The sequence below is a fragment of the Polaromonas sp. P1_A2 genome (assembly GCF_056406895.1).
Genome location: NZ_JBFTZI010000002.1, coordinates 1 through 21,180, shown reverse-complemented (window position 1 = coordinate 21,180; position 21,180 = coordinate 1). Strand labels below are relative to the sequence as shown.

The 21,180-nt window shown below is 66.9% G+C and carries 21 protein-coding genes, 1 tRNA gene and 1 pseudogene; 13 read left to right on the top strand and 10 right to left on the bottom strand.

The window, feature by feature from the left end; translation table 11 throughout:
• The first annotated feature begins 170 nt into the window (after positions 1–170).
• Positions 171–1,382: a D-amino acid dehydrogenase gene (locus AC1D09_RS07080; RefSeq protein WP_477664638.1), complete on the top strand. Its 1,212-nt coding sequence runs from the start codon at positions 171–173 to the stop codon at positions 1,380–1,382.
• Positions 1,383–1,391: 9 nt separating this feature from the next.
• On the opposite strand, the gene AC1D09_RS07075 is transcribed toward AC1D09_RS07080, so the two are convergent.
• Positions 1,392–2,291, bottom strand: coding sequence for a LysR family transcriptional regulator (locus AC1D09_RS07075; protein ID WP_477664637.1), 900 nt, complete (start codon positions 2,289–2,291; stop codon positions 1,392–1,394).
• A 207-nt stretch (positions 2,292–2,498) separates the two neighbouring features.
• On the opposite strand from AC1D09_RS07075, the gene AC1D09_RS07070 reads away from it, so the two are divergent.
• Positions 2,499–2,894, top strand: a complete 396-nt coding sequence (locus tag AC1D09_RS07070) for a response regulator (protein WP_074575365.1) — start codon at positions 2,499–2,501, stop codon at positions 2,892–2,894.
• Between the two features lie 21 nt (positions 2,895–2,915).
• Here the strand turns inward: AC1D09_RS07070 and AC1D09_RS07065 are convergent, their stop codons facing one another.
• Positions 2,916–3,779 carry a LysR substrate-binding domain-containing protein gene (locus AC1D09_RS07065; RefSeq protein WP_477664636.1) on the bottom strand — a complete coding sequence of 288 codons (864 nt, stop codon included), beginning with the start codon at positions 3,777–3,779 and terminating at the stop codon, positions 2,916–2,918.
• Positions 3,780–3,890: 111 nt separating this feature from the next.
• On the opposite strand from AC1D09_RS07065, the gene bla reads away from it, so the two are divergent.
• On the top strand, positions 3,891–4,799 hold the full coding sequence (bla, locus tag AC1D09_RS07060; RefSeq protein WP_477664635.1) for a class A beta-lactamase: 909 nt from the start codon (positions 3,891–3,893) through the stop codon (positions 4,797–4,799).
• Positions 4,800–4,848: 49 nt separating this feature from the next.
• On the opposite strand, the gene AC1D09_RS07055 is transcribed toward bla, so the two are convergent.
• The 6 genes from AC1D09_RS07055 to cysS all read right to left on the bottom strand — a co-directional run bounded on the left by AC1D09_RS07055 (position 4,849) and on the right by cysS (position 10,528).
• A tRNA-Ser gene (locus tag AC1D09_RS07055) sits at positions 4,849–4,941 on the bottom strand.
• Between the two features lie 35 nt (positions 4,942–4,976).
• A complete protein-coding gene (locus tag AC1D09_RS07050; protein ID WP_477664634.1) occupies positions 4,977–6,245 on the bottom strand; it encodes an aspartate kinase in 1,269 nt (422 codons plus the stop codon).
• A 132-nt stretch (positions 6,246–6,377) separates the two neighbouring features.
• Entirely contained in the window at positions 6,378–7,346 is a 969-nt protein-coding gene (gene tilS / locus AC1D09_RS07045) for a tRNA lysidine(34) synthetase TilS (RefSeq protein ID WP_477700991.1), read from the bottom strand.
• Between the two features lie 30 nt (positions 7,347–7,376).
• Positions 7,377–8,354, bottom strand: coding sequence for an acetyl-CoA carboxylase carboxyltransferase subunit alpha (locus AC1D09_RS07040; protein ID WP_007870434.1), 978 nt, complete (start codon positions 8,352–8,354; stop codon positions 7,377–7,379).
• Between the two features lie 10 nt (positions 8,355–8,364).
• Positions 8,365–9,090 carry a DNA-3-methyladenine glycosylase family protein gene (locus tag AC1D09_RS07035; RefSeq protein ID WP_007870432.1) on the bottom strand — a complete coding sequence of 242 codons (726 nt, stop codon included), beginning with the start codon at positions 9,088–9,090 and terminating at the stop codon, positions 8,365–8,367.
• A gap of 61 nt (positions 9,091–9,151) precedes the next feature.
• Positions 9,152–10,528, bottom strand: a complete 1,377-nt coding sequence (gene cysS, locus AC1D09_RS07030) for a cysteine--tRNA ligase (protein ID WP_477664632.1) — start codon at positions 10,526–10,528, stop codon at positions 9,152–9,154.
• Positions 10,529–10,850: 322 nt separating this feature from the next.
• On the opposite strand from cysS, the gene AC1D09_RS07025 reads away from it, so the two are divergent.
• The 10 genes from AC1D09_RS07025 (at position 10,851) to AC1D09_RS06980 (ending at position 19,754) form a co-directional block, all read left to right on the top strand.
• Positions 10,851–11,936 (top strand): L,D-transpeptidase Cds6 family protein, encoded by a 1,086-nt coding sequence (locus AC1D09_RS07025; protein WP_477700990.1) that lies wholly within the window; start codon positions 10,851–10,853, stop codon positions 11,934–11,936.
• Between the two features lie 72 nt (positions 11,937–12,008).
• Entirely contained in the window at positions 12,009–13,247 is a 1,239-nt protein-coding gene (locus AC1D09_RS07020; RefSeq protein ID WP_477664050.1) for a L,D-transpeptidase family protein, read from the top strand.
• 23 nt (positions 13,248–13,270) lie between these two features.
• Positions 13,271–13,981, top strand: coding sequence for a peptidylprolyl isomerase (locus AC1D09_RS07015; RefSeq protein ID WP_477664054.1), 711 nt, complete (start codon positions 13,271–13,273; stop codon positions 13,979–13,981).
• 26 nt (positions 13,982–14,007) lie between these two features.
• The gene (locus tag AC1D09_RS07010) at positions 14,008–14,517 is read left to right on the top strand and encodes a peptidylprolyl isomerase (RefSeq protein ID WP_007873399.1); all 510 of its coding nucleotides are present in this window, start codon (positions 14,008–14,010) and stop codon (positions 14,515–14,517) included.
• Between the two features lie 17 nt (positions 14,518–14,534).
• Complete coding sequence (locus tag AC1D09_RS07005; protein WP_477664049.1) at positions 14,535–15,338, top strand: UDP-2,3-diacylglucosamine diphosphatase; 804 nt, start codon at positions 14,535–14,537, stop codon at positions 15,336–15,338.
• A gap of 49 nt (positions 15,339–15,387) precedes the next feature.
• Positions 15,388–16,158: a M90 family metallopeptidase gene (locus AC1D09_RS07000; RefSeq protein WP_477664048.1), complete on the top strand. Its 771-nt coding sequence runs from the start codon at positions 15,388–15,390 to the stop codon at positions 16,156–16,158.
• Positions 16,159–16,274: 116 nt separating this feature from the next.
• Complete coding sequence (locus tag AC1D09_RS06995; protein WP_477664047.1) at positions 16,275–17,153, top strand: hypothetical protein; 879 nt, start codon at positions 16,275–16,277, stop codon at positions 17,151–17,153.
• Between the two features lie 151 nt (positions 17,154–17,304).
• A complete protein-coding gene (locus AC1D09_RS06990) occupies positions 17,305–17,901 on the top strand; it encodes a sigma-70 family RNA polymerase sigma factor (RefSeq protein WP_477664046.1) in 597 nt (198 codons plus the stop codon).
• Positions 17,898–19,058 carry an ankyrin repeat domain-containing protein gene (locus AC1D09_RS06985; RefSeq protein ID WP_477664045.1) on the top strand — a complete coding sequence of 387 codons (1,161 nt, stop codon included), beginning with the start codon at positions 17,898–17,900 and terminating at the stop codon, positions 19,056–19,058. Before AC1D09_RS06990 ends, AC1D09_RS06985 begins: the two co-directional genes overlap by 4 nt.
• Before the next feature lie 90 nt (positions 19,059–19,148).
• Positions 19,149–19,754 (top strand): DUF4337 domain-containing protein, encoded by a 606-nt coding sequence (locus AC1D09_RS06980; protein ID WP_477664044.1) that lies wholly within the window; start codon positions 19,149–19,151, stop codon positions 19,752–19,754.
• Between the two features lie 33 nt (positions 19,755–19,787).
• On the opposite strand, the gene trhA is transcribed toward AC1D09_RS06980, so the two are convergent.
• The gene (gene trhA, locus AC1D09_RS06975) at positions 19,788–20,465 is read right to left on the bottom strand and encodes a PAQR family membrane homeostasis protein TrhA (protein ID WP_477664043.1); all 678 of its coding nucleotides are present in this window, start codon (positions 20,463–20,465) and stop codon (positions 19,788–19,790) included.
• A pseudogene (locus tag AC1D09_RS06970) lies at positions 20,462–21,180 on the bottom strand (DUF349 domain-containing protein); the annotation flags it as partial. The pseudogene AC1D09_RS06970 and the gene trhA, both read right to left, overlap by 4 nt.

Here is a 21,180-nt window from a genome sequence, read left to right as displayed (position 1 = left end):
GTCATTCATTTTCGCGTCAAACCCATGACAAAAACTCATGGTTTACCCAAGCGCACCGCCATGGGGCCCGGGGCATAACCAAAGGTCATGGCCGTGGGCGAATTCAGCATTGTTCAAACCCGCGCGCCTTGCGTACAGTCGCGTCCATTCGAGAAACAACAAGGGTTTTTATGCATGTGTGCGTGCTCGGTGCGGGAATCGTGGGCCTCGCGACCGCCTACAGCTTGCGCCGCGCCGGCCATGAAGTCACCGTGGTGGACCGCGCCAGCCCCGGCAGCGGCGCCAGCGGCGGCAACGGCGCCCAGCTGAGCTACTCCTACGTCCAGCCGCTGGCCGACCCGGCCATCTGGCGGCAACTGCCCAAGCTGCTGCTGTCGCCCTCCTCGCCGCTCAAGCTGCGCCCGCGCCTGGACACGCGGCAGTGGCTGTGGGGCCTGCGCTTCCTGGCAGCCTGCAACAGCAAGACCTCTCGCGACACCACGGGCCAGCTGCTGTCGCTGGCGGCGCTGAGCCGCCAGTCCTTCGACGCCATGATGGCCGAGGAAAAACTCGACAACGATTTTTCCGCCACCGGCAAGCTGGTGCTGTATTCCGACGAAGCCGCTTTCGCGGCCGCGCAGCGCCAGATGCTGCTGCAGCGCGAACTGGGCAGCAACCAGGAAGCCGTCGACGCCGACCGCTGCGTGGAGATAGAGCCCGCACTCAAAAGCCGCCATGGGCAGATCGCCGGCGCCATTTACACACCGGGCGAATGCGCCGCCGACTGCCAGAAAACCTGCGACGCGCTGGGGGTGGTGCTGCGCCGGCTGGGCGTGCGCTTTCTGCTGGGCACGCCCATCGAGCAGCTGGTGCAGCGCGGCAAGTCCCTCGCCGCAGTGGCCACGCCGCAAGGCCACATCGAGGCCGAGCGTTTTGTCATGGCGCTGGGCGCGGACTCGGCCCTGATGGCGCAAGGCCTGGGCCTGCACCTGCCGGTCTATCCGCTCAAGGGCTACAGCATCACGGTGGACGTCGCCCCAGGGAAGCATGCGGCGCCCTCGGTCAGCGTGACCGACAGCGCGCGCAAGGTGGTGTTCGCCCGCATAGGCTCGCGCCTGCGCGTGGCCGGCATGGCCGAACTCTCGGGCTACGACACGGCCGTGGACCCGGCGCAGATCGCCTCGCTGCAGGCTTCAACCGAGACGGTTTTCCCGGGCTGCAGCCGCTTTGAGGAACTGAACCCCTGGGCCGGCATGCGCCCGGCCACACCGACCGGCCTGCCGGTGATAGGCCGGCACGCCAAAGGGCCGGACAACCTGTTTTTCAACACCGGCCACGGCGCGCTGGGCTTTACCCTGGCCTTCGGTTCGGCGCAGCGTATCAGCCGCATGATCGCGAGGTGACCGGCGCTCTCAGGCCCTATGCGTCAAGGCCTGCTGGAAGCAGCGCACAAAGGCCCTGACCACCACCGAGCCGGGCTTGCCGGCCGGAAACAAGGCCTTGATGGGCACGGGGATCAGCGGCTCCAGCTCCAGCACGTCCACGCGCGCCGGGTCGGCCGAGGCCGCGGTGCAGGTGTCTATCACGGCGATGCCCAGCCCGTGGTGGGCCAGCGCCAGCGCCGAGTGGTAGGTCTGCACCGTGATGGGGAACTCCAGGCCCACGCCGGCTTCGCGGCAGGCCTGGTTGAGGCTGCGGCCCACCGGGTCCAGCGCGTCCAGCCCGACCACCGGCGACTTGCTCAGGTCGGCCAGCGTGACACTGCCGCGCTTGACCAGGCGCGAGGCCAGCATGCCCTTGGGCGCCACGCACACCATGCGGCCGTCGGCCAGGTGCTCCTGCGCGAGCGCCGAATGCGCGACCGGGCTGAAGAGGAAGCCGACATCGGCCTCCTGCAAGGCCAAAGCCGAAACGATTTGCGGCGAATGCAGGGCCTGCAAGGTGATGGCCACGTCGGCATGCTTGACGCGAAACAGCTTGAGGGCATGCGGCAGGATTTCATAACTGAGCGCCAGCACCGTGAGGATGCGCAGCTCCCCCGCGCTGCCGCCGGTCTTGAGGTTGGCGGCCAGGCGCTGCACTTCGTCGAGCTGGGCGAACAGGCGCTCGATGTGCGGGTACAGCGTCAGCGCTTCGGAGGTCGGCGTCAGCCGGCCCTTGCTGCGCTGGAACAGCGCGAAGCCCAGCTGCAGTTCCGCGTGCTGCAGGATGCGGCTCACGGCCGGCTGCGTGACGTTGATCAGGCGAGCGGCCCCGCTCACGCTGCCGGTCAGCATGACGGCGTTGAAGACTTCGATGTGGCGCAGGCGCATGATGGGGGTCCGTAATCTGTTTCGGCGTGGAACACCGCGAATTATGGCGAACGGGCCCCAAGGCGCGAAGGTCGCTCGGCCCAGGGGATTTTTTCACGCTTTGTTTCATAATCGTCCGTCCACGTTTTTCCCAAGTCGGAAATACGCGTTCGCTCAGTAAACTTCGGCATATTCCACCGGACCCGAATCCCCGTTACCCCAAGCTGCATGCGCCTCAGAATCTACCTGGTTGAAGACAGCCCCGTCATCCGCGACAGCCTCGCGGAATCACTGGAGGAACTGGCTCGCGCGCGCATCGTGGGCTGGGCCAGCAAGGAAAGCGAAGCGGTCCAGTGGCTGAACGAAAACAAGGCCTCCTGGGACCTCGCCATCGTCGACCTGTTTTTGCTCGAGGGCAGCGGCCTGGGCGTGGTGATGAATTGCCGCGAGAGGGACTTGAGGCAGAAGGTCATCGTCCTGACCAACTACGCCACACCCGCCGTGCGCGAACGCTGCCTGGCCATAGGGGCAGACGCGGTGTTCGACAAGTCCAATGAGATCGACGAGTTCACCCGCTACGCGCTTGAGGAAGTCGAGCGGGCCGCGGGCTCCACGCAGTGGTGAAGCGGTCAGGGCGTTCGCGAATCACACAGCGGCCGCCGCGGCCAGCAACCAGTCCCTGAAGATGCGCATGCCGGCCGTCGCCCGCCGCGATTTGAGCCGGGTCAGCCAGTAGCCGCCGGTTTCGATTTCCACCGCGAACGGCCGCACCAGGCGCCCGCCCTGCAATTCACGCGCGAACATGTTCACCGGCAGCAGCGCCACACCGGCGCCCTGCGCGGCCGCCTCGGCCATGGTCAGCGAAGAATCAAACACCACGCCCCGGACCACTGGGCAGGCCACCCCGGCCGCGGCAAACCAGCGCGCCCATTCATCGGCCCGGTAGGAGCGCAACAGCAGCTCCCTGGCCAGGTCGGCGGGCTCGCGCAGGCCCCGGGCCAGCGCGGGCGAACACATGGCCGACAGCGGCGACACCAGCAGGGGCTCGGCCTCGGTGCCGTGCCAGGCGCCGTCGCCGAAGCGGATCGCATAGTCCAGGCCCTCGCCGGCCAGGTCGACGCGGTTGTTGTTGGTGAAGAGCCGAAAGTCGATAAAGGGATGGGCCCGCTGGAAATCCCGCAGGCGCGGAATCAGCCAGCCCACGGCGAAGGTGCCGACGGCGCCCACCGTCAGCACTTCGCGGAATTGCCCGTCCTTGAACTGCTCCAGCACCGAGCCCATGCGGCCGAAAGACTCGGCCAGCACCGGCAACAGGGCCAGCCCTTCATCGGTCAGCGCCAGCCCGCGCGGCAGTCGGCGAAACAGCGGCACGCCCATGCGCTCCTCGAGGTTCTTCACATGCTGGCTGATGGCGGTTTGCGTCACGTTGAGCTCGTCGGCCGCCCGCGTGAAACTCAGGTGCCGGGCCGAGACCTCAAAGGCGCGCAAGGCATTGAGAGGAAGGTGCATAAGCGTTAAGCCCCAGATTTACTTATGGATAGCCTTGATTATTGCCGTTTGTTGGATCGCCAGGCCCTTGTTATCGTCACGGCCTTGTTCAACAATCTCAGAGGAAAAAACATGCAGAGACGGCAGTTTTCAGGTGCATTGAGCGGTCTGGTGGTCGCAGGTGGATTGTTCAGTTACACCCAGAAATCATTGGGTTCCGGCGGCAGGCCCGGTAGTACGACCCCGGCATCCCTCACCCGGCGCCTGGCGGCCATCGAGAAAACCAGCGGCGGCCGGCTGGGCGTTTCCATCCTCGATACCGGCAGCGGCGCGAAATACGGCTACCGCGCCGGCGAACGCTTTCCGATGTGCAGCACCTTCAAGCTGCTGGCGGCCGCACTCGTGCTGCACCGCGTCGATAGCGGCCAGGAGCAGTTGGACCGAAGAATCCCCATCGCGGCAGGCGACATCCTGCCCCACTCGCCCACGACCCAGCAGCACATAGGCCCGCAAGGCCTGCCCATGGCGGCGCTGTGCGAGGCCTCCATCATCGTCAGCGACAACGCGGCCGCCAACCTGATGCTCGCCAGCTTCGGCGGCCCAGCCGGGCTCACGGCCTACCTGCGCAGCCTGGGCGACAAGATGACAAGGCTGGACCGCACAGAGCCCGAACTCAATGAATCGGCGCCCGGCGACGTGCGCGACACCACGACGCCGGACGCCATGCTGGCCACGGTGCACAGGCTCACGCTGGGCTCGGCGCTGTCCGATGCCTCGCGCCAGTTGCTAGTCCAATGGCTGCAAGCCAACACCACCGGCGACCGCCGCCTGCGCGCGTTGCTGCCGCCGGGCTGGCGTGTCGGCGACAAGACAGGAAGCGGGGCCCGCGGCTCCACCAACGACGTGGGCCTGGTCTGGCCGCCTGGTGGGCGCGCGCCTTTGCTGGTGGCGGCTTACCTGACCGGCACACAACGGCCGGCTGCGGAGCGTGATGCCGCGCTGGCACAGGTGGGGCAGCTTGCGGCTTCGTTGGTGCAGTGATGAGTTTTTGGCAGACGCAAGAAAGCCGCCCGAAGGCGGCTTTTTATACTGGCGGAAACGGAGGGATTCGAACCCTCGATGAGGCTCTACACCCCATACTCCCTTAGCAGGGGAGCACCTTCGGCCACTCGGTCACGTTTCCAATAAATCGATTATCTCACGACTTGCGGGCCATTTTCAGGTGGACGGCTGGTCCAGGTCAAAAGCCTTGTGCAGGGCGCGCACGGCGAGCTCCATGTACTTCTCGTCGATGACCACGGAGGTCTTGATTTCGCTGGTGGAGATCATCTGGATGTTGATGCCCTCCTCGCTCAGCACGCGGAACATCTTGCTGGCGATGCCCACATGGCTGCGCATGCCGATGCCGACGATGCTGACCTTGCAGATCTTGGCGTCGCCGGTGACTTCCTGGGCGCCCAGCTTGGGGACGACCTGGGTCTTGAGCAGGTCGACGGCCTTGGAGTAGTCGTTGCGGTGGACGGTGAAGCTGAAGTCGGTCTTGCCGTCCTTGCTGATGTTCTGGATGATGACGTCGACTTCGATGTTGGCGTCGGCCACGGCGCCCAGGATCTGGTAGGCGATGCCGGGGGTGTCGGGCACGCCGAGCACGGAGATTTTGGCTTCATCGCGGTTGAAAGCGATGCCCGATACGATGGCTTGTTCCATGTTTTCGTCTTCCTCAAAGCTGATCAAAGTGCCTGACTTGGCTTCTTCGTTGATGTCGATGTCCCATTCGGTGAAGCTGGACAGCACGCGCAGCGGCACCTTGTACTTGCCGGCGAATTCCACCGAGCGGATCTGCAGCACCTTGGAGCCCATGGAGGCCATCTCCAGCATCTCCTCGAAGCTCACGGTGTGCAGGCGGCGCGCCTCGGGCACCACACGCGGGTCGGTGGTGTAGACGCCGTCGACGTCGGTGTAGATCAGGCATTCATGCGCCTTGAGCGCCGCGGCGATGGCGACCGCCGAGGTGTCGGAGCCGCCGCGGCCCAGCGTGGTGACGTTGCCGCCCTCGTCCACGCCCTGAAAGCCCGTGATGATGACGACCTTGCCGGCGTCCAGGTCGGCGCGCACGCGCTCGTCGTCGATGGACTCGATGCGGGCCTTGGTATAGGCGTTGTTGGTCTTGATGGTGACCTGCCAGCCGGCGTAGCTCACGGCCTGCATGCCTTCGGCCTGCAGCGCAATGGCCAGCAGCGCGCTGGAGGCCTGTTCGCCGGTGGCGGCCAGGGCGTCGAGTTCGCGGCTGTAGGCGTCGCCGGCCTTGGCGGGCGCCAGTTCCTTGGCCAGGCCCAGCAGGCGGTTGGTTTCGCCGCTCATGGCGCTGGGGACGACGACCATCTGGTGGCCGGCCCGCGCCCACTTGGCCACGCGTTTGGCCACGTTGCGGATGCGCTCGGTCGAGCCCATCGACGTGCCGCCATATTTATGAACGATCAATGCCATTGCAGGATGTCAATCAGAAGTTGTTGCGAATTTTTTGCGGGCTGTTACCGGCAAAAAGCGCTATTTGAGAGTCTTTTTAGCGGTGCTGCGGCGCCAGCAAAGCCTTCAATTATACCTAGGACTACTATCTGGTTAAGCCGGCTTATCCGCCGCGGCTTCGTAGCGCAGGGCCGCGCCGGCCCGCGTGACATGGCCGGTCGCGACCTTGAGGTGGATGCGGTGGCCGCGGGTGGTGCAGGCGGCGATCTGCGACAGCAGCTGCTCGAGCTGCGCGGCGCTGGGCGTGGCCCCATGCGATTCCAGCAACCAGTGGCGCAGCACATTGGCCTGGCGCGGCGCGGACAGCGCCTGCAGGGCCGCAATGGCGGGTGGCGTGCCGACACGGGCCAGGTCTTCACGGGCCACCTCGGCCAGCAGGGCCTGCGCCTGGGCCGCGTGCTGGGCGCTGCGCGCGAAGGTTTCGCGAAACTGCGGAAAGGATTCGGCCAGGGCCGGCAGCAGGCGGGCGCGTATGCGGTTGCGGGTGTAGCGCTCATCGCTGTTGGTCGGGTCGTCGACAAAGGGGATCTGCTGCTCCAGCAGCCAGGCACGCAGGGCCGCCGCGGGGACTTGCAGCAGCGGCCGCAGGAACAGCACGCCGCCGCGCTCAAAGCGCGCGGCCATGGAGGCCAGGCCCGGCAGGCCCGCGCCGCGGCTCAGCGCCAGCAGCAGGGTCTCGACCTGGTCGTCGGCATGCTGGCCCAGCAGCACCGCACCCAGGCCCTTTTCGGTGGCGGCCTGCGCCAGCGCGGCATAGCGCGCCAGCCGCGCCGCATCCTCGGGGCTCTGGCCCGCCGCGTTGCCGGCCTGCACGCGCAGCACCTGAAGCGGCACCTTCAGGCGCGCGCAGGTGACGTCGCAAACCCGCGCGAAGTCGTCGGCGGCAGCCTGCAGGCCGTGGTGGATGTGCAGCGCCGTCACCTGCCCCGGCCAGCGCTGCGCGGCGGCCAGCAGCAGCGCCGTGGAGTCGGCGCCGCCGCTGTAGGCCACGCCCACAGGTAAAACGGGATCAAGGGATTCCAGCGCCGCCAGCGCCGGCAGCGCCGGGTTAGGGCCGCTCACGCCGTGCCCGGCGCGCGGGCGGCCGGCAGTTTATTTAGCGTCGGCCTTGGTGTCGGTAAAGCGGCCATAACTTTGCAGGCGTTCATAGCGGCGGTCCAGCAACTCCTTGACCTTCAGGTCGCTGACCTGGCGGAAGGCGTCGTTGAGGGCGCGCTTGAGGAAGGCCGCCATCTGCTTGTGGTCGCGGTGGGCGCCGCCCACGGGCTCGTTGACGATCTTGTCGATCACGCCCAGGGCCTTGAGGCGGTGCGCGGTGATGCCCAGGGCTTCGGCCGCCTCCTGGGCCTTGTCGGAGGTCTTCCAGAGGATGGAGGCGCAGCCCTCAGGGCTGATGACGGAGTAAATCGAATATTGCAGCATCACCACCTGGTCGGCCACCGAGATGGCCAGCGCGCCGCCGGAGCCGCCCTCGCCGATGATGGTGGTGATGATGGGCACTTCAAGCTGCGCCATCTCGAAGATGTTGCGGCCTATGGCCTCGGACTGGCCGCGCTCCTCGGCGTCAATGCCGGGATAGGCGCCGGGCGTGTCGACGAAGGTGAACACCGGCAGCTTGAACTTCTCGGCGGTCTTCATCAGGCGCAGCGCCTTGCGGTAGCCCTCGGGCTTGCTCATGCCGAAGTTGCGCAGGCCGCGCTCCTTGGTGTCCCGGCCCTTCTGGTGGCCCAGCACCATGCAGGCGGTGCCGTTGAAGCGGGCCAGGCCGCCGACGATGGACAGGTCGTCGGCGAAGTGCCTGTCGCCGTGCAGCTCGACGAAATCGGTGAAGATTTCGTTGATGTAGTCCAGCGTGTAGGGACGCTCGGCGTGGCGGGCGATCTTGGTGATCTGCCAGGGCGTCAGGTCGCTGTAGATGTCTTTGGTGAGTTGCTGGCTTTTTTTGGCCAGCTGGTCGATCTCTTCGGAGATATCGACGGCCGACTCGGTCTGGACGTAGCGCAGTTCTTCAATTTTTCCTTCGAGTTCCGCGATCGGCTGCTCGAAATCAAGGAAGGTTTTCTTCGCCATGTATTGCTCCTCAGGGCTTCTTCAAACTTAGATCTTGCTCGGTGCCGCCAGGGGCACCCAGGACCGGCAAGGGATCCAGCGAGCGCCAAATATACCAAGTTGCGACGCTGCAGTACGGCGCCCAGGCGGCGGCCACCTCGCGCGCGTCGCTGCGGCTGACCGATTCGCCGGAAAAATAGTTCTGGCTGATGCCGCTGATCAGGCCTATGTCGTCCAGCGGCAGGACATTGGGGCGCATCAGGTAAAAGATCAAAAACATCTCGGCCGTCCAGCGCCCTATGCCGCGAATGGCGACCAGCTCGGCGATGATGGCCTCGTCGTCCATGGACTGCCAGTCCTTCACGTGCACCGTGCCGGCGTCGAAGTTGATGGCCAGGTCGACCAGGTATTCGACCTTGCGCGCGCTCAGGCCGGCGGCCCGCATGTCGTCGACCTTGAGCCTGAGCACATTGGCCGGCGTCATCTTTTTGGGCAGGGCCTCGAAACGGTGCCACACCGTTTGCGCGGCCTTGACCGAGATCTGCTGCCCCACGATGCTGCGCGCCAGCGTGCTGAAGGCGTCGCCGCGGGCCTGCAGGTGGGCGTCGCCGAACTGCGGGATCAGGCGCTTCATTACGCGGTCTTTCTTGACCAGGTGCTTGCAGGCCTCGGCCCAGTAGGCGGGGGCCGCGGCGACCGGGCCCGGCACGTCGGCCAGTTCGGCGCTGGCCGGGCCGCTTTTGACGACCTGTTTCATGGCGCCTTGCGCAGGGTCTGCGGGTTCAGCGGCGGCTGGGGGCCGACCGGTCGGGCAAGGCTCACGACTGGACCTCCCAGGTCGTGCCCGCGGCGGAGTCCTTGAGCACAATGCCCTGGGCCAGCAGGTCCTGGCGGATGCGGTCGGCCTCGGCGAAGTTTTTCGCGGCCTTGGCGGCGGCGCGCTGGGCGATCAGGCCCTGGATGCTGGCCTCGTCCAGGCCGGCGCCGGCCTGCAGGTAGGCGCCGGGCTCGCCCTGCAGCAGGCCCAGGCAGCCGCCCAGGCTTTTGAGCAGGCCCGCCAGCGCGGGCGAGCGCGTCTTGTTGACTTCCCCGGCCAGATCGAACAGCACGGCCACCGCCTCGGGTGTGCCGAAGTCCTCGTCCATGGCCGCCTTGAAGCGGGCGGCGAAGGGCTGCGCCCAGTCGATGGCGACGGTGTCCGCCGCGACCCCGTCCAGCGCGGTGTACAGGCGCTTGAGCGCGCTGCGGGCATCGTCCAGGTGGGCGTCGCTGTAGTTGAGGGCGCTGCGGTAGTGCGTGCGCACCAGGAAGAAGCGGATGGTCTCGGCGTCGTAGCGCGTGAGCACGTCGCGGATGGTGAAAAAATTGCCCAGCGACTTGGACATTTTTTCGTTGTCCACCCGCACAAAACCGTTGTGCACCCAGAAGCGGGCCAGCGGCTTGCCGCTCGCGCCTTCGCTCTGGGCGATCTCGTTTTCATGGTGCGGAAACTGCAGGTCGGCGCCGCCGCCGTGCAGGTCGAAGGTCTCGCCCAATGTCTGGCAGCTCATGGCCGAGCACTCGATGTGCCAGCCGGGGCGGCCCGGGCCGTAGTCGCTGTCCCACTTGGCGTCTTCGGGCTCGGTGGGCTTGGCGCTCTTCCAGAGCACGAAGTCCAGCGGGTCGTCCTTGCCGTCCAGCACCGCCACGCGTTCGCCGGCGCGCAGCTCGTCCAGGGACTTGCCCGAGAGCTTGCCGTAGCCGGGGAACTTGCGCACCGCATAGTTCATGTCGCCGGTCGAGCCCTTATAGGCCAGGCCCTTGCCCTCGAGGGTGGCGATCAGGCCCAGCATCTGCGGCACGTACTCGGTGGCGCGCGGCTCCAGCGAGGGCGGCTCCATGCCCAGCGCGCCTATGTCCTGGTGCATGGCCTGGATCATCTCGTCGGTCAGCGCCCGGATGCTGATGCCGCGCTCGACCGCCCGCTTGATGATCTTGTCGTCGATGTCGGTGATGTTGCGCACATAGGTCACGCGCAGGCCGCTGGCCTTGAACCAGCGCTGGACCACGTCGAAGGCCATCATCATGCGCGCATGGCCGATATGGCACAGGTCGTAAATCGTCATGCCGCACACATACATGCGAACATGGCCGGGCTCCAGGGGGGAAAATTCTTCCACGGCACGCGACAGCGTGTTGTAAATGCGAAGGCTCATGAAAATTGGGGCGGCGGGAGACATCGGTCGAAAACCGACTATCAATTGGACAGGGGGAACAGAAAGGTTTATCTCACGGACACCGGGGGCGGACAAGGGCCGGTTGGCATACGCGCAAAAACCTGCGACAAAACGGAAAAGTACGGAATCCGGGCGGCCATGGACTATACCCCCTCAGCTACAATCGGCCAGTATATCCAGCCCGATGGACAACATTCAGCGGCCCCTCTGGCCACCTGAAAAGCCGGGCTGTTTATGGCAACTTTCGACCCACGGCCCTCAACCAGCCCCAGGGGACCCAAAACAATAGCGAGAAGTTCTTATGCCCACGCAAAACTTTTTTAAACGCAAACCCCTGTCAGCCGTCCTGCGCCTGCTGGTGGCTGCCGCCGCCCTGTCGATGTCCGCGGCCCATGCCGACGACTATGCCGATGTCAGCCGCCTGATGCGCGCCGGCCAGTTCGCCGAGGCGATGGCCAAGGTCGACCAATACCTCGCCAGCAAGCCGCGCGACCCGCAAATGCGTTTCTTCAAGGGCGTGATCCAGACCGAGACCGGCAAGGCCAACGAGGCCATCGCCACCTTCACCAAGATCACCGAAGACTACCCCGAGCTGCCCGAGCCCTACAACAACATGGCCGTGCTGTACGCCGGCCAGAGCCAGTTCGACAAGGCCCGCGCCGCGCTGGAAATGGCCATACGCACCAACCCCAGCTATGCCACCGCGCACGAAAACCTGGGCGACGTCTATGCCCGCCTGGCCAGCCAGGCCTATAGCAAGGCACTGCAGTTGGACGGCGGCAATGCGGCCGTTCCGCCCAAGCTGGCCCTGATCCGCAACCTGTTCTCGGCCGACGCCAAGGCCCAGCCGCAAGCCGCCGCCAAGCCCGCCGCCGGCGCCCAGGCTTCCGGCCAGGTCACGGCCGCCGCGCCGGCAGCAGCCCCGGCACCGGCCGCCAAGCCCACACCCGCGCCTGCGGCTGCTCCCGCCGCCCCAGCACCCGCCGCGACGCCGGCGCCCGCCGCCACCGCCCCGGCACCTGCAGCCGCACCCGCCGCGGCCACCGGCGCCGAGAAGGAAGTCGAGGCCGCCGTGCGCGGCTGGGCCCAGGCCTGGTCCGACAAGGACATGGGCGGCTACCTCGGCAGCTACGGGCAGAACTTCGAGCCGCCCGGCAAGCAAGCCCGCAAGGCCTGGGAAGAAGACCGCCGCGCGCGCATCGTCGGCAAGTCCAAAATCAGCGTGAAACTTTCCAACCTGTCGATTTCGGTGCAGGGCAACAAGGCCACGGCCCGCTTCAAGCAGGACTACAGCGCCGATTCGCTGAACATCTCCAGCCGCAAGACCCTGGACCTCGCCAAGGTGGGTGACCGCTGGGTGATCGTCAAGGAATCCACCGGCGGCTGACCTGGCCCACGTGTTTTACCCAGCCCGTCCCTGCCCCTCTTCGCCGGCCGGCACCCTGCCTCGGAAACTTGCATGAAAAAGGTGCTCACCGCCCTTTTTTTCGTGGCACCTTGCCTGGTGCCGGCACTTGCGTCCGCGCGTGTTGAAACCGCGGCCAAGGCCGTGGCGCGCAGCGCCGCCGCGCCGCAACGCGCGGCACGCGACGGCGAGGCGGAAGCCCGCCTGATTGAAATCTACAAGCTGATCGGCCAGGCCGCCCCGCGCGAAGCGCTGCGCAAGGCCGAGAGCCTGGTCAAGGACCACCCCAATTTCCAGCTCGCGCAACTGGTCTACGGCGACCTGCTGGCCGGCTTCACGCGCCCGCTGCGCGCGCCCGGCGACGTGCCCGACATCACCGCCAACAAGGCCGCGGCCCCGCTGCTGGCCGAGCTGCGCCAGGAATCGCTGCTCAGGCTGCGTGCGCTGCGCGAGCGCCCGGCGCCGGGCACCGTGCCCTCGCAGTTCCTGGCGCTGTCGCCGCGCAACAAGCATGCGATCGCCGTCGACGCCTCCAGGTCGCGCCTCTACCTGTTCGAGAACACGCCCACCGGCATCAAGCTGGTGGCCGATTACTACATCTCGGTCGGCAAGTCCGGCATTGAAAAATCCGTCGAGGGCGACCTGCGCACGCCGCTGGGGGTGTACTTCATCACCAGCAACCTGGACCCCAAATCGCTGCGCGACTTCTACGGCTCGGGCGCGCTGCCCATCAACTACCCCAACCAGCTCGACGTCAAGCGCGGCAAGACCGGCGGCGGCATCTGGCTGCACGGCACGCCGCCGGCGCAGTTTTCGCGGGCGCCGCTGTCCACCGACGGCTGCGTGGTGCTGGCCAATCCCGACCTGGAACGCATCATTCGCACCGTCGAGGTGCGCAGCACGCCCGTCGTCATCGCGCACAGCCTCAAATGGGTGGCGCCGCAATCGCTGGCGTCCGACATCAAATCCTTTGAAAACGTGCTGCAGGGCTGGCACAGCGCCAAGTCCAGCGGCGACATCGCCAAGCTCACCGCCTGGTACACCCCCGACTTCACGAGCTACGGCAAGACCCTGGCTGAATGGACGCCGGCCCTGCAAAGCGAGCTCAAGCAGCTGGGCGGGCGCGGTATCCAGCTCAAGGATGTGTCTTACCTGCGCTGGACCGACAGCACCGACACGATGGTGGTAACCTTTGGCGAGCTGGTCAAGGGCGCCAAGACAGGCCGCACCAAGCGCCAATACTGGGTCCGCCAGGGCAGCCAGTGGAAAATATTTTTCGAAGGAGCCATTTGATGGCAGTTCACCCCAGGCCGGCGATGTCCGCGGCCTCTTTCCTGCATTCCCTCCATTCCCCCTTGCGCCGCGCGGCGTTCGCGCTGGCCGCCGCCGCGAGCCTGGCCCTGCTGGCCGGCCCGGCGCTCGCGCAAAGCGCGCCCAAGGTCAAATTCGCCACCAGCGAGGGCGACTTCGTGGTCGAGGTCTATCCCGACAAAGCCCCCAAGACCGTCGAGAACTTCCTGCAATACGTCAAGGACAAACACTACGACGGCACGATTTTCCACCGCGTGATCAGCAACTTCATGGTGCAGGGCGGCGGCTACGACGCCACCTACGCCGAGAAGAAAACCCGCCCGCCCGTGCCGCATGAAGGCCGTGAGGCGCTGGCCAAAGGCGGCCCGAGGAATGTGGTCGGCACCCTGGCCATGGCGCGCACCAACGACCCCAACTCCGCCTCGGCGCAGTTCTTCATCAACGTGAAGGACAACGACTTCCTGGACCCCACCGTCATCCCGCCCGGCGACCCGGTGCCCAAATTCGAATACCAGGGCCGTGTCTATGAAAACACCCCGCGCGCGCAGCTCGTCAACGCGCCCCAGCTGTACGGCTACACCGTCTTCGGCAAGGTCGTCAGCGGCATGGACGTGGTCAACAAAATCAAGTCGGTGCCGACCGGCGCGGGCGGCCCCTTCCCGAGCGACGTTCCCAAAACGCCCGTCCTCATCAAATCAGCAACCCTCGTCAATTAACCGCCCTCCCCCTACAGGACACCATCATGAGCAAGCCCAGAGTCGAACTCCACATCGCCGAATACGGCGTCATCACGCTGGAACTGGATGCCGCCAAGGCGCCCAAGACCGTCGCCAACTTCCTGAACTACGTCAACAAGGGCCACTACGCCAACACCGTGTTTCACCGCGTGATTCCCGGCTTCATGGTGCAAGGCGGCGGCTTCGAGCCCGGCATGAAACAAAAGCCCACCGACGCTGAAATCGAGAACGAAGCCAACAACGGCCTGAAGAACGACAACTACACCATCGCCATGGCGCGCACCAACGCGCCGCACTCGGCCAGCTCGCAGTTCTTCATCAACGTGGCCGACAACGGCTTCCTGAACCACACCGCGCCCAGCGCTTCGGGCTGGGGCTATGCCGTGTTCGGCAAGGTGATTGCCGGCACCGACGTGGTCGACAGGATCAAGGCCGTCAAGACCGGCCGCAAGGGCTTTCACGACGACGTGCCCATGGAAGACGTGATCATCCAGCGAGCCATCTCGCTGGACTGAGCCCGCCCACCCAGCCGGTGAACACCCCCCAGGCCGTCCCCGAGATCGCGGAGCTTTTGGCGCCGCCGTCCTGGCGCACGGTCGATTTCATTTCCGACCTGCACCTGCAGGCCGGCGAGCCGGCCACCTTCGAGGCCTGGCGGCATTACCTTGAAAGCACGCCCGCCGACGCGGTCTTCATCCTGGGTGACCTGTTTGAAGTCTGGGTCGGTGACGATGCCGTGGGCGAAGATTTGTCCTCGCCCGCGGCTGGTTTTGACGCGCGCTGCGCGCGCGCCATGGGCGAAGCCGCCGGCCGGCTGGCGCTCTTTTTCATGCACGGCAACCGCGACTTCCTGGTAGGCCAGGCCTTGATGGACCTGTGCAACACCACCTTGCTGCACGACCCGACGGTGCTGGAATTTCCCGCGGGCTCGGGCCGGCGCTGGCTGCTGTCGCACGGCGACGCCCTGTGCCTGGACGACACCGACTACATGGCGTTCCGCCAGCAGGTGCGCAGCCCTGAATGGCAGCGCGCCTTCCTGGCCAAGCCGCTGGCCGAGCGCCAGGAGATCGCACGCGCGCTGCGCCGGCAAAGCGAGGCGCGCAAGCAATCGGGCGCATCCTACGCCGACGTCGATGCCGAAGCCGCGCGCCAATGGCTGCGCGCCGCGAAGGCCCCCACCCTGATCCACGGCCACACCCACAAGCCGGCCATGCACGATCTGGGCGAGGGCCTGGCGCGGGTGGTGCTTAGCGACTGGGACCCGGCCGCCCCGGTTCCGCGCGCAGACGTGCTGCGCCTGTCCGCCGCCGGCCTGCAGCGCATCGCCCTGTGCTGACCCTTTTTTCCACTCTTTAAGCCTTGCCCACGACCAAGACACCCACCCCATGCTGAACTGGTTAAGAACGCTGGGGCGCCAAAGCGCCCCCACCAAGACCATTCCCGATACCCTGTGGATGGACACCCTGCTGCAGTTTCCCTTCCTGGCCCGCCGTCCGGTGGCCGAACTGCAGCAGTTGCACGAGATGGCCGGGAAATTCCTCAAGCAAAAAGAGTTCACCGGCGCGCAGGGGCTGAAAGTCACCGACGAGATGGCCGTCGCGATCGCCGCGCAGGCCTGCCTGCCGGTGCTGCACCTGGGCCTGCGCTGGTATGACGACTTCAAGGGCATCGTGGTGCATCCCGGTGCCATGCTGGCGCGCCGCGAAGTCACCGACCAGGCCGGCGTGGTGCACCGCTACAGTGAAGAACTGCTGGGCGAAGCCATGGACGGCGGCCCCGTCACCCTGAGCTGGCAGGACGTAGCCGCCGCGGGCAGCGCGGCCGAACATGGGCACAACGTGGTGATCCACGAATTCGTCCACAAGATGGACATGCGCGACGGCGCGGCCGACGGCTGCCCGCCCATGTCCACCCGCAGCGCCATGAGCGGATGGCACTCGGTGATGCAGCCGGCCTTTGATGAATTTTGCGAGAAAGTCGCCATGGCCAAACGCTTCGGCGCCGAGCCGCCGTGGCTGGACGACTATGGCGCGAACTCGCCGGCCGAGTTTTTTGCCGTGGCCTGCGAGGCCTATTTCGTCAACCGCGAACGTTTCACCCGGGAATTCCCGGCGCTGACGGTGCTGTTCGACAAATTCTTCATTCCCGCCAAATAGGCGTGAGGGGCCGCAAGGGCCTCAAAGCTCCGAAACCGGGGTATTGAGCGCCGCGCTTAACCCCTTTTCCCCAGTTGCCCCGTTTCAGGGAGCTCCACCCTCTTTCTGGAGCCCCCATGAAACCCCTTATCCTCCCCGCCTCCCTCCTGCTGGCCCTGTCCGCCTGGGCCCTGCCAGCCCATGCCATAGGCCGCCTGGCCGACGTCACCGTGGTGGACCGCAATACCGGCGCCACACTGCCGCTGTACTACCACCGCGGCGAATACTGGGTGGCCGGCCAGTACGGCGCCAAATACGCGATCGCCGTGCGCAACAAACTTGGCGAGCGGCTGCTGGCCGTAACCGCCGTCGACGGCGTCAATGTGCTGAGCGGCGAAACCGCCGCCTGGGACCAGACCGGCTATGTGTTTTCGCCCTGGCAGCAGTACCAGGTGACGGGCTGGCGCAAAAGCAGCAGCGAGGTCGCCGCGTTCGAGTTTTCCGCGCTGGGGGACTCTTATGCCGGCCGCACCGGCCGGCCCGCCAATATCGGCGTGATCGGCGTGGCGCTGTTTCGCGAACAGCCGCCCGAGCCGGTGGCACAGGCACCCGTGTATTCCAGCCCCCGCCGCAGCGAGCGTGAGGCCGACGCCCCCGCGGCCCCTGCAGCACCCGCCGCGGAATCACCGGCCGCCGGCAAATCCGCACTGGCAGATCGCATCCTCGGCGGCGCGGAGGCATCAGCCTCCGCTGAAGGCCTGCTCAGAAAGCCGCAGGCCGCCCCCTTGCCGGCTCCCAAATTGGGCACGGGCCACGGCGCGCGCGAAAGCTCGGTGGTCTCGCACACCAGCTTCGCGCGCCTGCAAGCCCAGCCCAACGAGGTGATACGCATCCGTTATGACAGCCGCGAGAACCTGGTTGCCGCCGGCGTGATCCGTCAGCCGATACCGACGATTCCCGGCCCCAATCCATTCCCGGAGTCTCGCAACCCTTCTTATGTGCCTGATCCCTCTTGATGGCGCAAGAAGCTACACGCAGTGGGGGTGGGGCTTCTCCAAGCCAGCCGGGGCCGCGGGACTGGCTTTGCCAGACCGCAGGCGCAGCGGCCCCCTCGGGGGGCAGGGAGCGACACGCAGTGCGCGACCGTGGGGGCTGATAAAGTGGCGCATGCCCAGCGCCCCGACGCCAGACAACGCAGCCGAAGACAGCGACGAATCGCTGATGCTGCGCTATGCAGCCGGCGACATCGCGGCTTTCGATGCGCTCTATGCGCGCCACGAGCTCGGCGTGTGGCGCTATGTGTTTCGCAGCGTGCGGGTGCAGGCGGTGGCCGACGACCTGCTGCAGGACGTGTGGTTTGCCGTGGCGCGCAGCGCGCCCACCTACACGGTGTCGGCGCGCTTCAAGACCTGGCTGTTCACCATGGCGCACAACCGGCTCGTTGACCACTTTCGCAGCGCGCGCCACCATGTGAGCCTTGAGGCAGGCGGCGACGAAGACAGCCCGGGAATCGGCGACACGCTGGCGGCCGATTCCGGCTTCGGCCCGCTGCGCCGGCTCGAGTCCAGCGAGCAGGCGGCGGCGCTGATCGCCGCGGTCGAGCGCCTGCCGCGCGAACAGCGCGAAGCCTTTTTGCTGCAGGCCGAAGCCGGCCTCAGCGTGGACGAGATCGCCGCCGCCACCGGCGTGAATTTCGAGACCGCCAAAAGCCGTTTGCGCTATGCGCGAAACAGCCTGCGCCAGCAGCTACAGGAGTTTGCATGACAGAGCCTGACCGCAGCCCGCCCGGCGATGAGCTGACGCAGCGCTACCGCGAGGCCAGCGCGCAGGACACGCGCCGCCCCGGCGCCCATGTGCGGGAGGCGGTGCGCGCCCACGCGCAGATGGTGATCGCCGCAAACAAAGCCTCCACGACGGCGGACAGCGCACCCACAGCGACCGCCGCCAACCAGTCGCGCTGGAAAATTTCCGCGCTGGCCGGGTTGGCGCTGGCCGGCTTGACCGGCTTGCTGGTGCTGCAATACGACCGCGGCACCGACGAAGAAAAAGACCTGGCGTTTGGCCAGCCCAGTGCGAGCGCGCCACCCGCAGCTGAGGCAGCGCCAGCCGCCGCACCGCAACAAACACCCCAGGCCGATAGCCGCAGCGCCAAGACGGGCCAGCCGCCGCCCCTGAAAGCCCCCGCGGCACCCTCCGCCGGAAAACCCTCACCCCAGCCCTCCGTCACAGGCTCGGTGGCACGCAAGGCCGAAACCGAAGCCGCGCCGCCGCCCCAGGCAAGCGCGGCGCCCCAACCTGCGCCCCAACCTGCGCCCCAACCTGCGCCCCCATCTGCGCCTTCACCCGCGCCTTCGCCGCCCCCCGCCCCGGCGGCTCCACCGCCACCCGCGCCGGAAGTTACCGCCGCCAAAGAAAGCTCGCAACTCGCACGTCCTGCCCCCCCGGCCGAGGCGGTGGTGGGCGGGCAGGCGGCCTCTTCCATGCGGGACGCCGCACCGGTCGCTGCGCCAGCCGCGGCCCCCGCCATGGCAGCGCCGGCGGCACGCGCCGCCGCTGCGCCAGCCGAGGCCGCAGCACCAGAGCAGCGACGGGAAAAACTCAGCGCTTCTGCGCCCTCCCCGCGCGCGGAAGCACCCGGCACACCCAAACTGGCAAGCGCATTGCAAAACGCGGCCCGCGCGGGCGACCTGCCGCAGGTGGGGCGTTTGCTCCAGCAAGGCGCGGCCCTCAATGCCGCCGATGCGGCGGGCCGCACGCCCTTGATGCTGGCCGCCATGCAGGGGCACACGGCCGTGGTCCAGCGACTGCTCGCGGCAGGCGCGAACACGGCATTGATAGACCACGACGGCCTGAACGCGCTGCAGCATGCGCGGCGGCTGGGCTATGACGGAATTGCCCACCTGATCGAAGCGGCCCGCTGAGCTTGCGGCGGCGCCAGGCCAGGCTGATGGCACGGGGTACCATTGCAGCCCGCTTGCCCCCGAACCCTTTTTCACGAACAGGTCCTTCCCATGGATATAGATCCCCTTGAAGTTGCCAAGGGCGACGACGCCGACGACGCATCCTTTGCGCAGTTCCGCAAACTCAACCAGTTTGTAGCCATCACGATTGCCTTGCTGGCCACCTTCATGGGCATCTGCAAGGTCAAGGACGACAACATCGTCCAGGCGATGCAGCAGGCGCAGGCCAACAAGCTGGACCACTGGAACTTCTACCAGGCGCGCAACATCCGCGAGGAAGTCGCCAAAGGCACGCTGCTGCAACTGCGGCTGGCCGCCCCGTCACAGCCAGCGTCGGAGCAAGCCAATTACCAGAAGGCCATTGCGCAGTACGAGCAACTGGCGGCCGAGCAGGCCAGAAAAAAAGACGAGCTGAAAACCCTGGCCGAGCAGGACCAGAAAGACTATGACGCCGCGAATTTCCGCGACGACCAGTTCGACCTGGCCGACGCCCTGCTGGCCATTGCCATTTCACTGCTGGCCGTCACGGCGCTGACCCATTTCTGGTGGCTCTATTTCCTGGCGCTGGTGCCCACGGGTTTTGGCGTGATGATGGGCCTGGCCGGCCTGGCAGGCTGGGGCATTCACCCGGATATGCTGATCCGGCTGCTGTCCTAGCGGCGCGGGAAGGCGTTCAAGCCCGGGTAAGGCCTAGGCCGCGTAATACAGCACGGCCACGCAGTGGCAGGCGGTGCCCGCCGCCACGAACAGGTGCCAGATGAAGTGCCCGTAACGCAGCCTGGAATCGGTGGCGAAAAAGCCCACGCCCAGGGTATAGAAAAGCCCGCCGGCCACAAGCCAGAACAGGCCCCAGCCTGGAATGAGTTCCAGCATGGGCTTGACGGCGATCACGGCAATCCATCCCATCGCGAGGTACAGCGCCGTGGACACGCGCGGGTAGCGTATGCCCGCGACGGCTTTGACCGCCACGCCGGCCAGCGCCATGGCCCAGACCAGGCCGAACAGCGTCCAGCCCCAGGGTCCGCGCAACACGCCTAGCGTGAAGGGCGTGTAGGTTCCCGCGATCAGCAGAAAAATCGCACCGTGGTCCAGCACCTGGAACACGCTTTTGGCGCGCGCGGCGCGCACCGCCGGCAGCGCGTGATACAGCATGGACGTGAAGTAGAGCAACACCATGCTGGCGGCAAACACCGAGGCGCCCGCGATATCGATGGCATCGCCCTGCCGCATGCTGCCCACCACCAGAAAGGGCGCCGCCGCCACCGCGGCAAGCAGCGCCACGCCGTGGCTCACGCTGTTGGCGATTTCCTCGCCCAAGGTTTGCGGCCGCTCCTGGGGCAAAACCTCAGCAGCGGCAGCAGCGCTCATCGTTTGAGCAGCGTCTTGAGCACGTTCTGCACGCGCCGCGCATTGCCGGCGTCAAAGTCGGCCGCCAGCACCTGGGCCGTGTCTTCGCCCCAGGTTTCGGCCGGCGCGGGTGCGTTGCGTTTGGTCAGCAGCTGCAGCTGCAGCATGCGGCGCGCGCTGATGTGCTCGGCCGGTGTGGGCAGGTCGGCGGCGATTTCCAGGCGCAGCAGCGCTTCGGAGGCGTCCTTGCCCGAAGGCGTGCCGACGGCCTGCACCCAGCGGTTGCGCACCGCGGGCGGCACGGCCTTGCCGAGCTCCTGTGCGCTGGGCAACTGTGCCGGGTCGCGTTTTTCCCAGGCGCTGAGCAGGTGCGTGAGCACCTCGCCGTGCGCCTGCACGGCGAGCTTTTTCAGGGCCTGGTTGGCCGCCTCAAAGGCTTCGCGCTGGGCGCGGAAGGCGGCGTCGCCCAGGCGCGGGCCGCGCTCTTCAAAGGCCGGGCGCTCGCTGCCGCGCGGGCCGCGCTCGTCACGGCCCGGGCGGGCGTCGCGGTCGGGGCGGTAGGGTTCGAATTTGTTGTCAGTGCCCTGGCGCGGGCCGCCCGGCTTGCCGCCGGGACGCGCGTCCTTGCGGTCGCCGAACTTGCCGCCGCGCCCCGCGGCCACGGGGTCGGCTTTCTTCATGCCGGGGCGGTCGTCGCCGCGCCTTGCCACGATGGGCTTGGGCGCGGGCTTGGGCG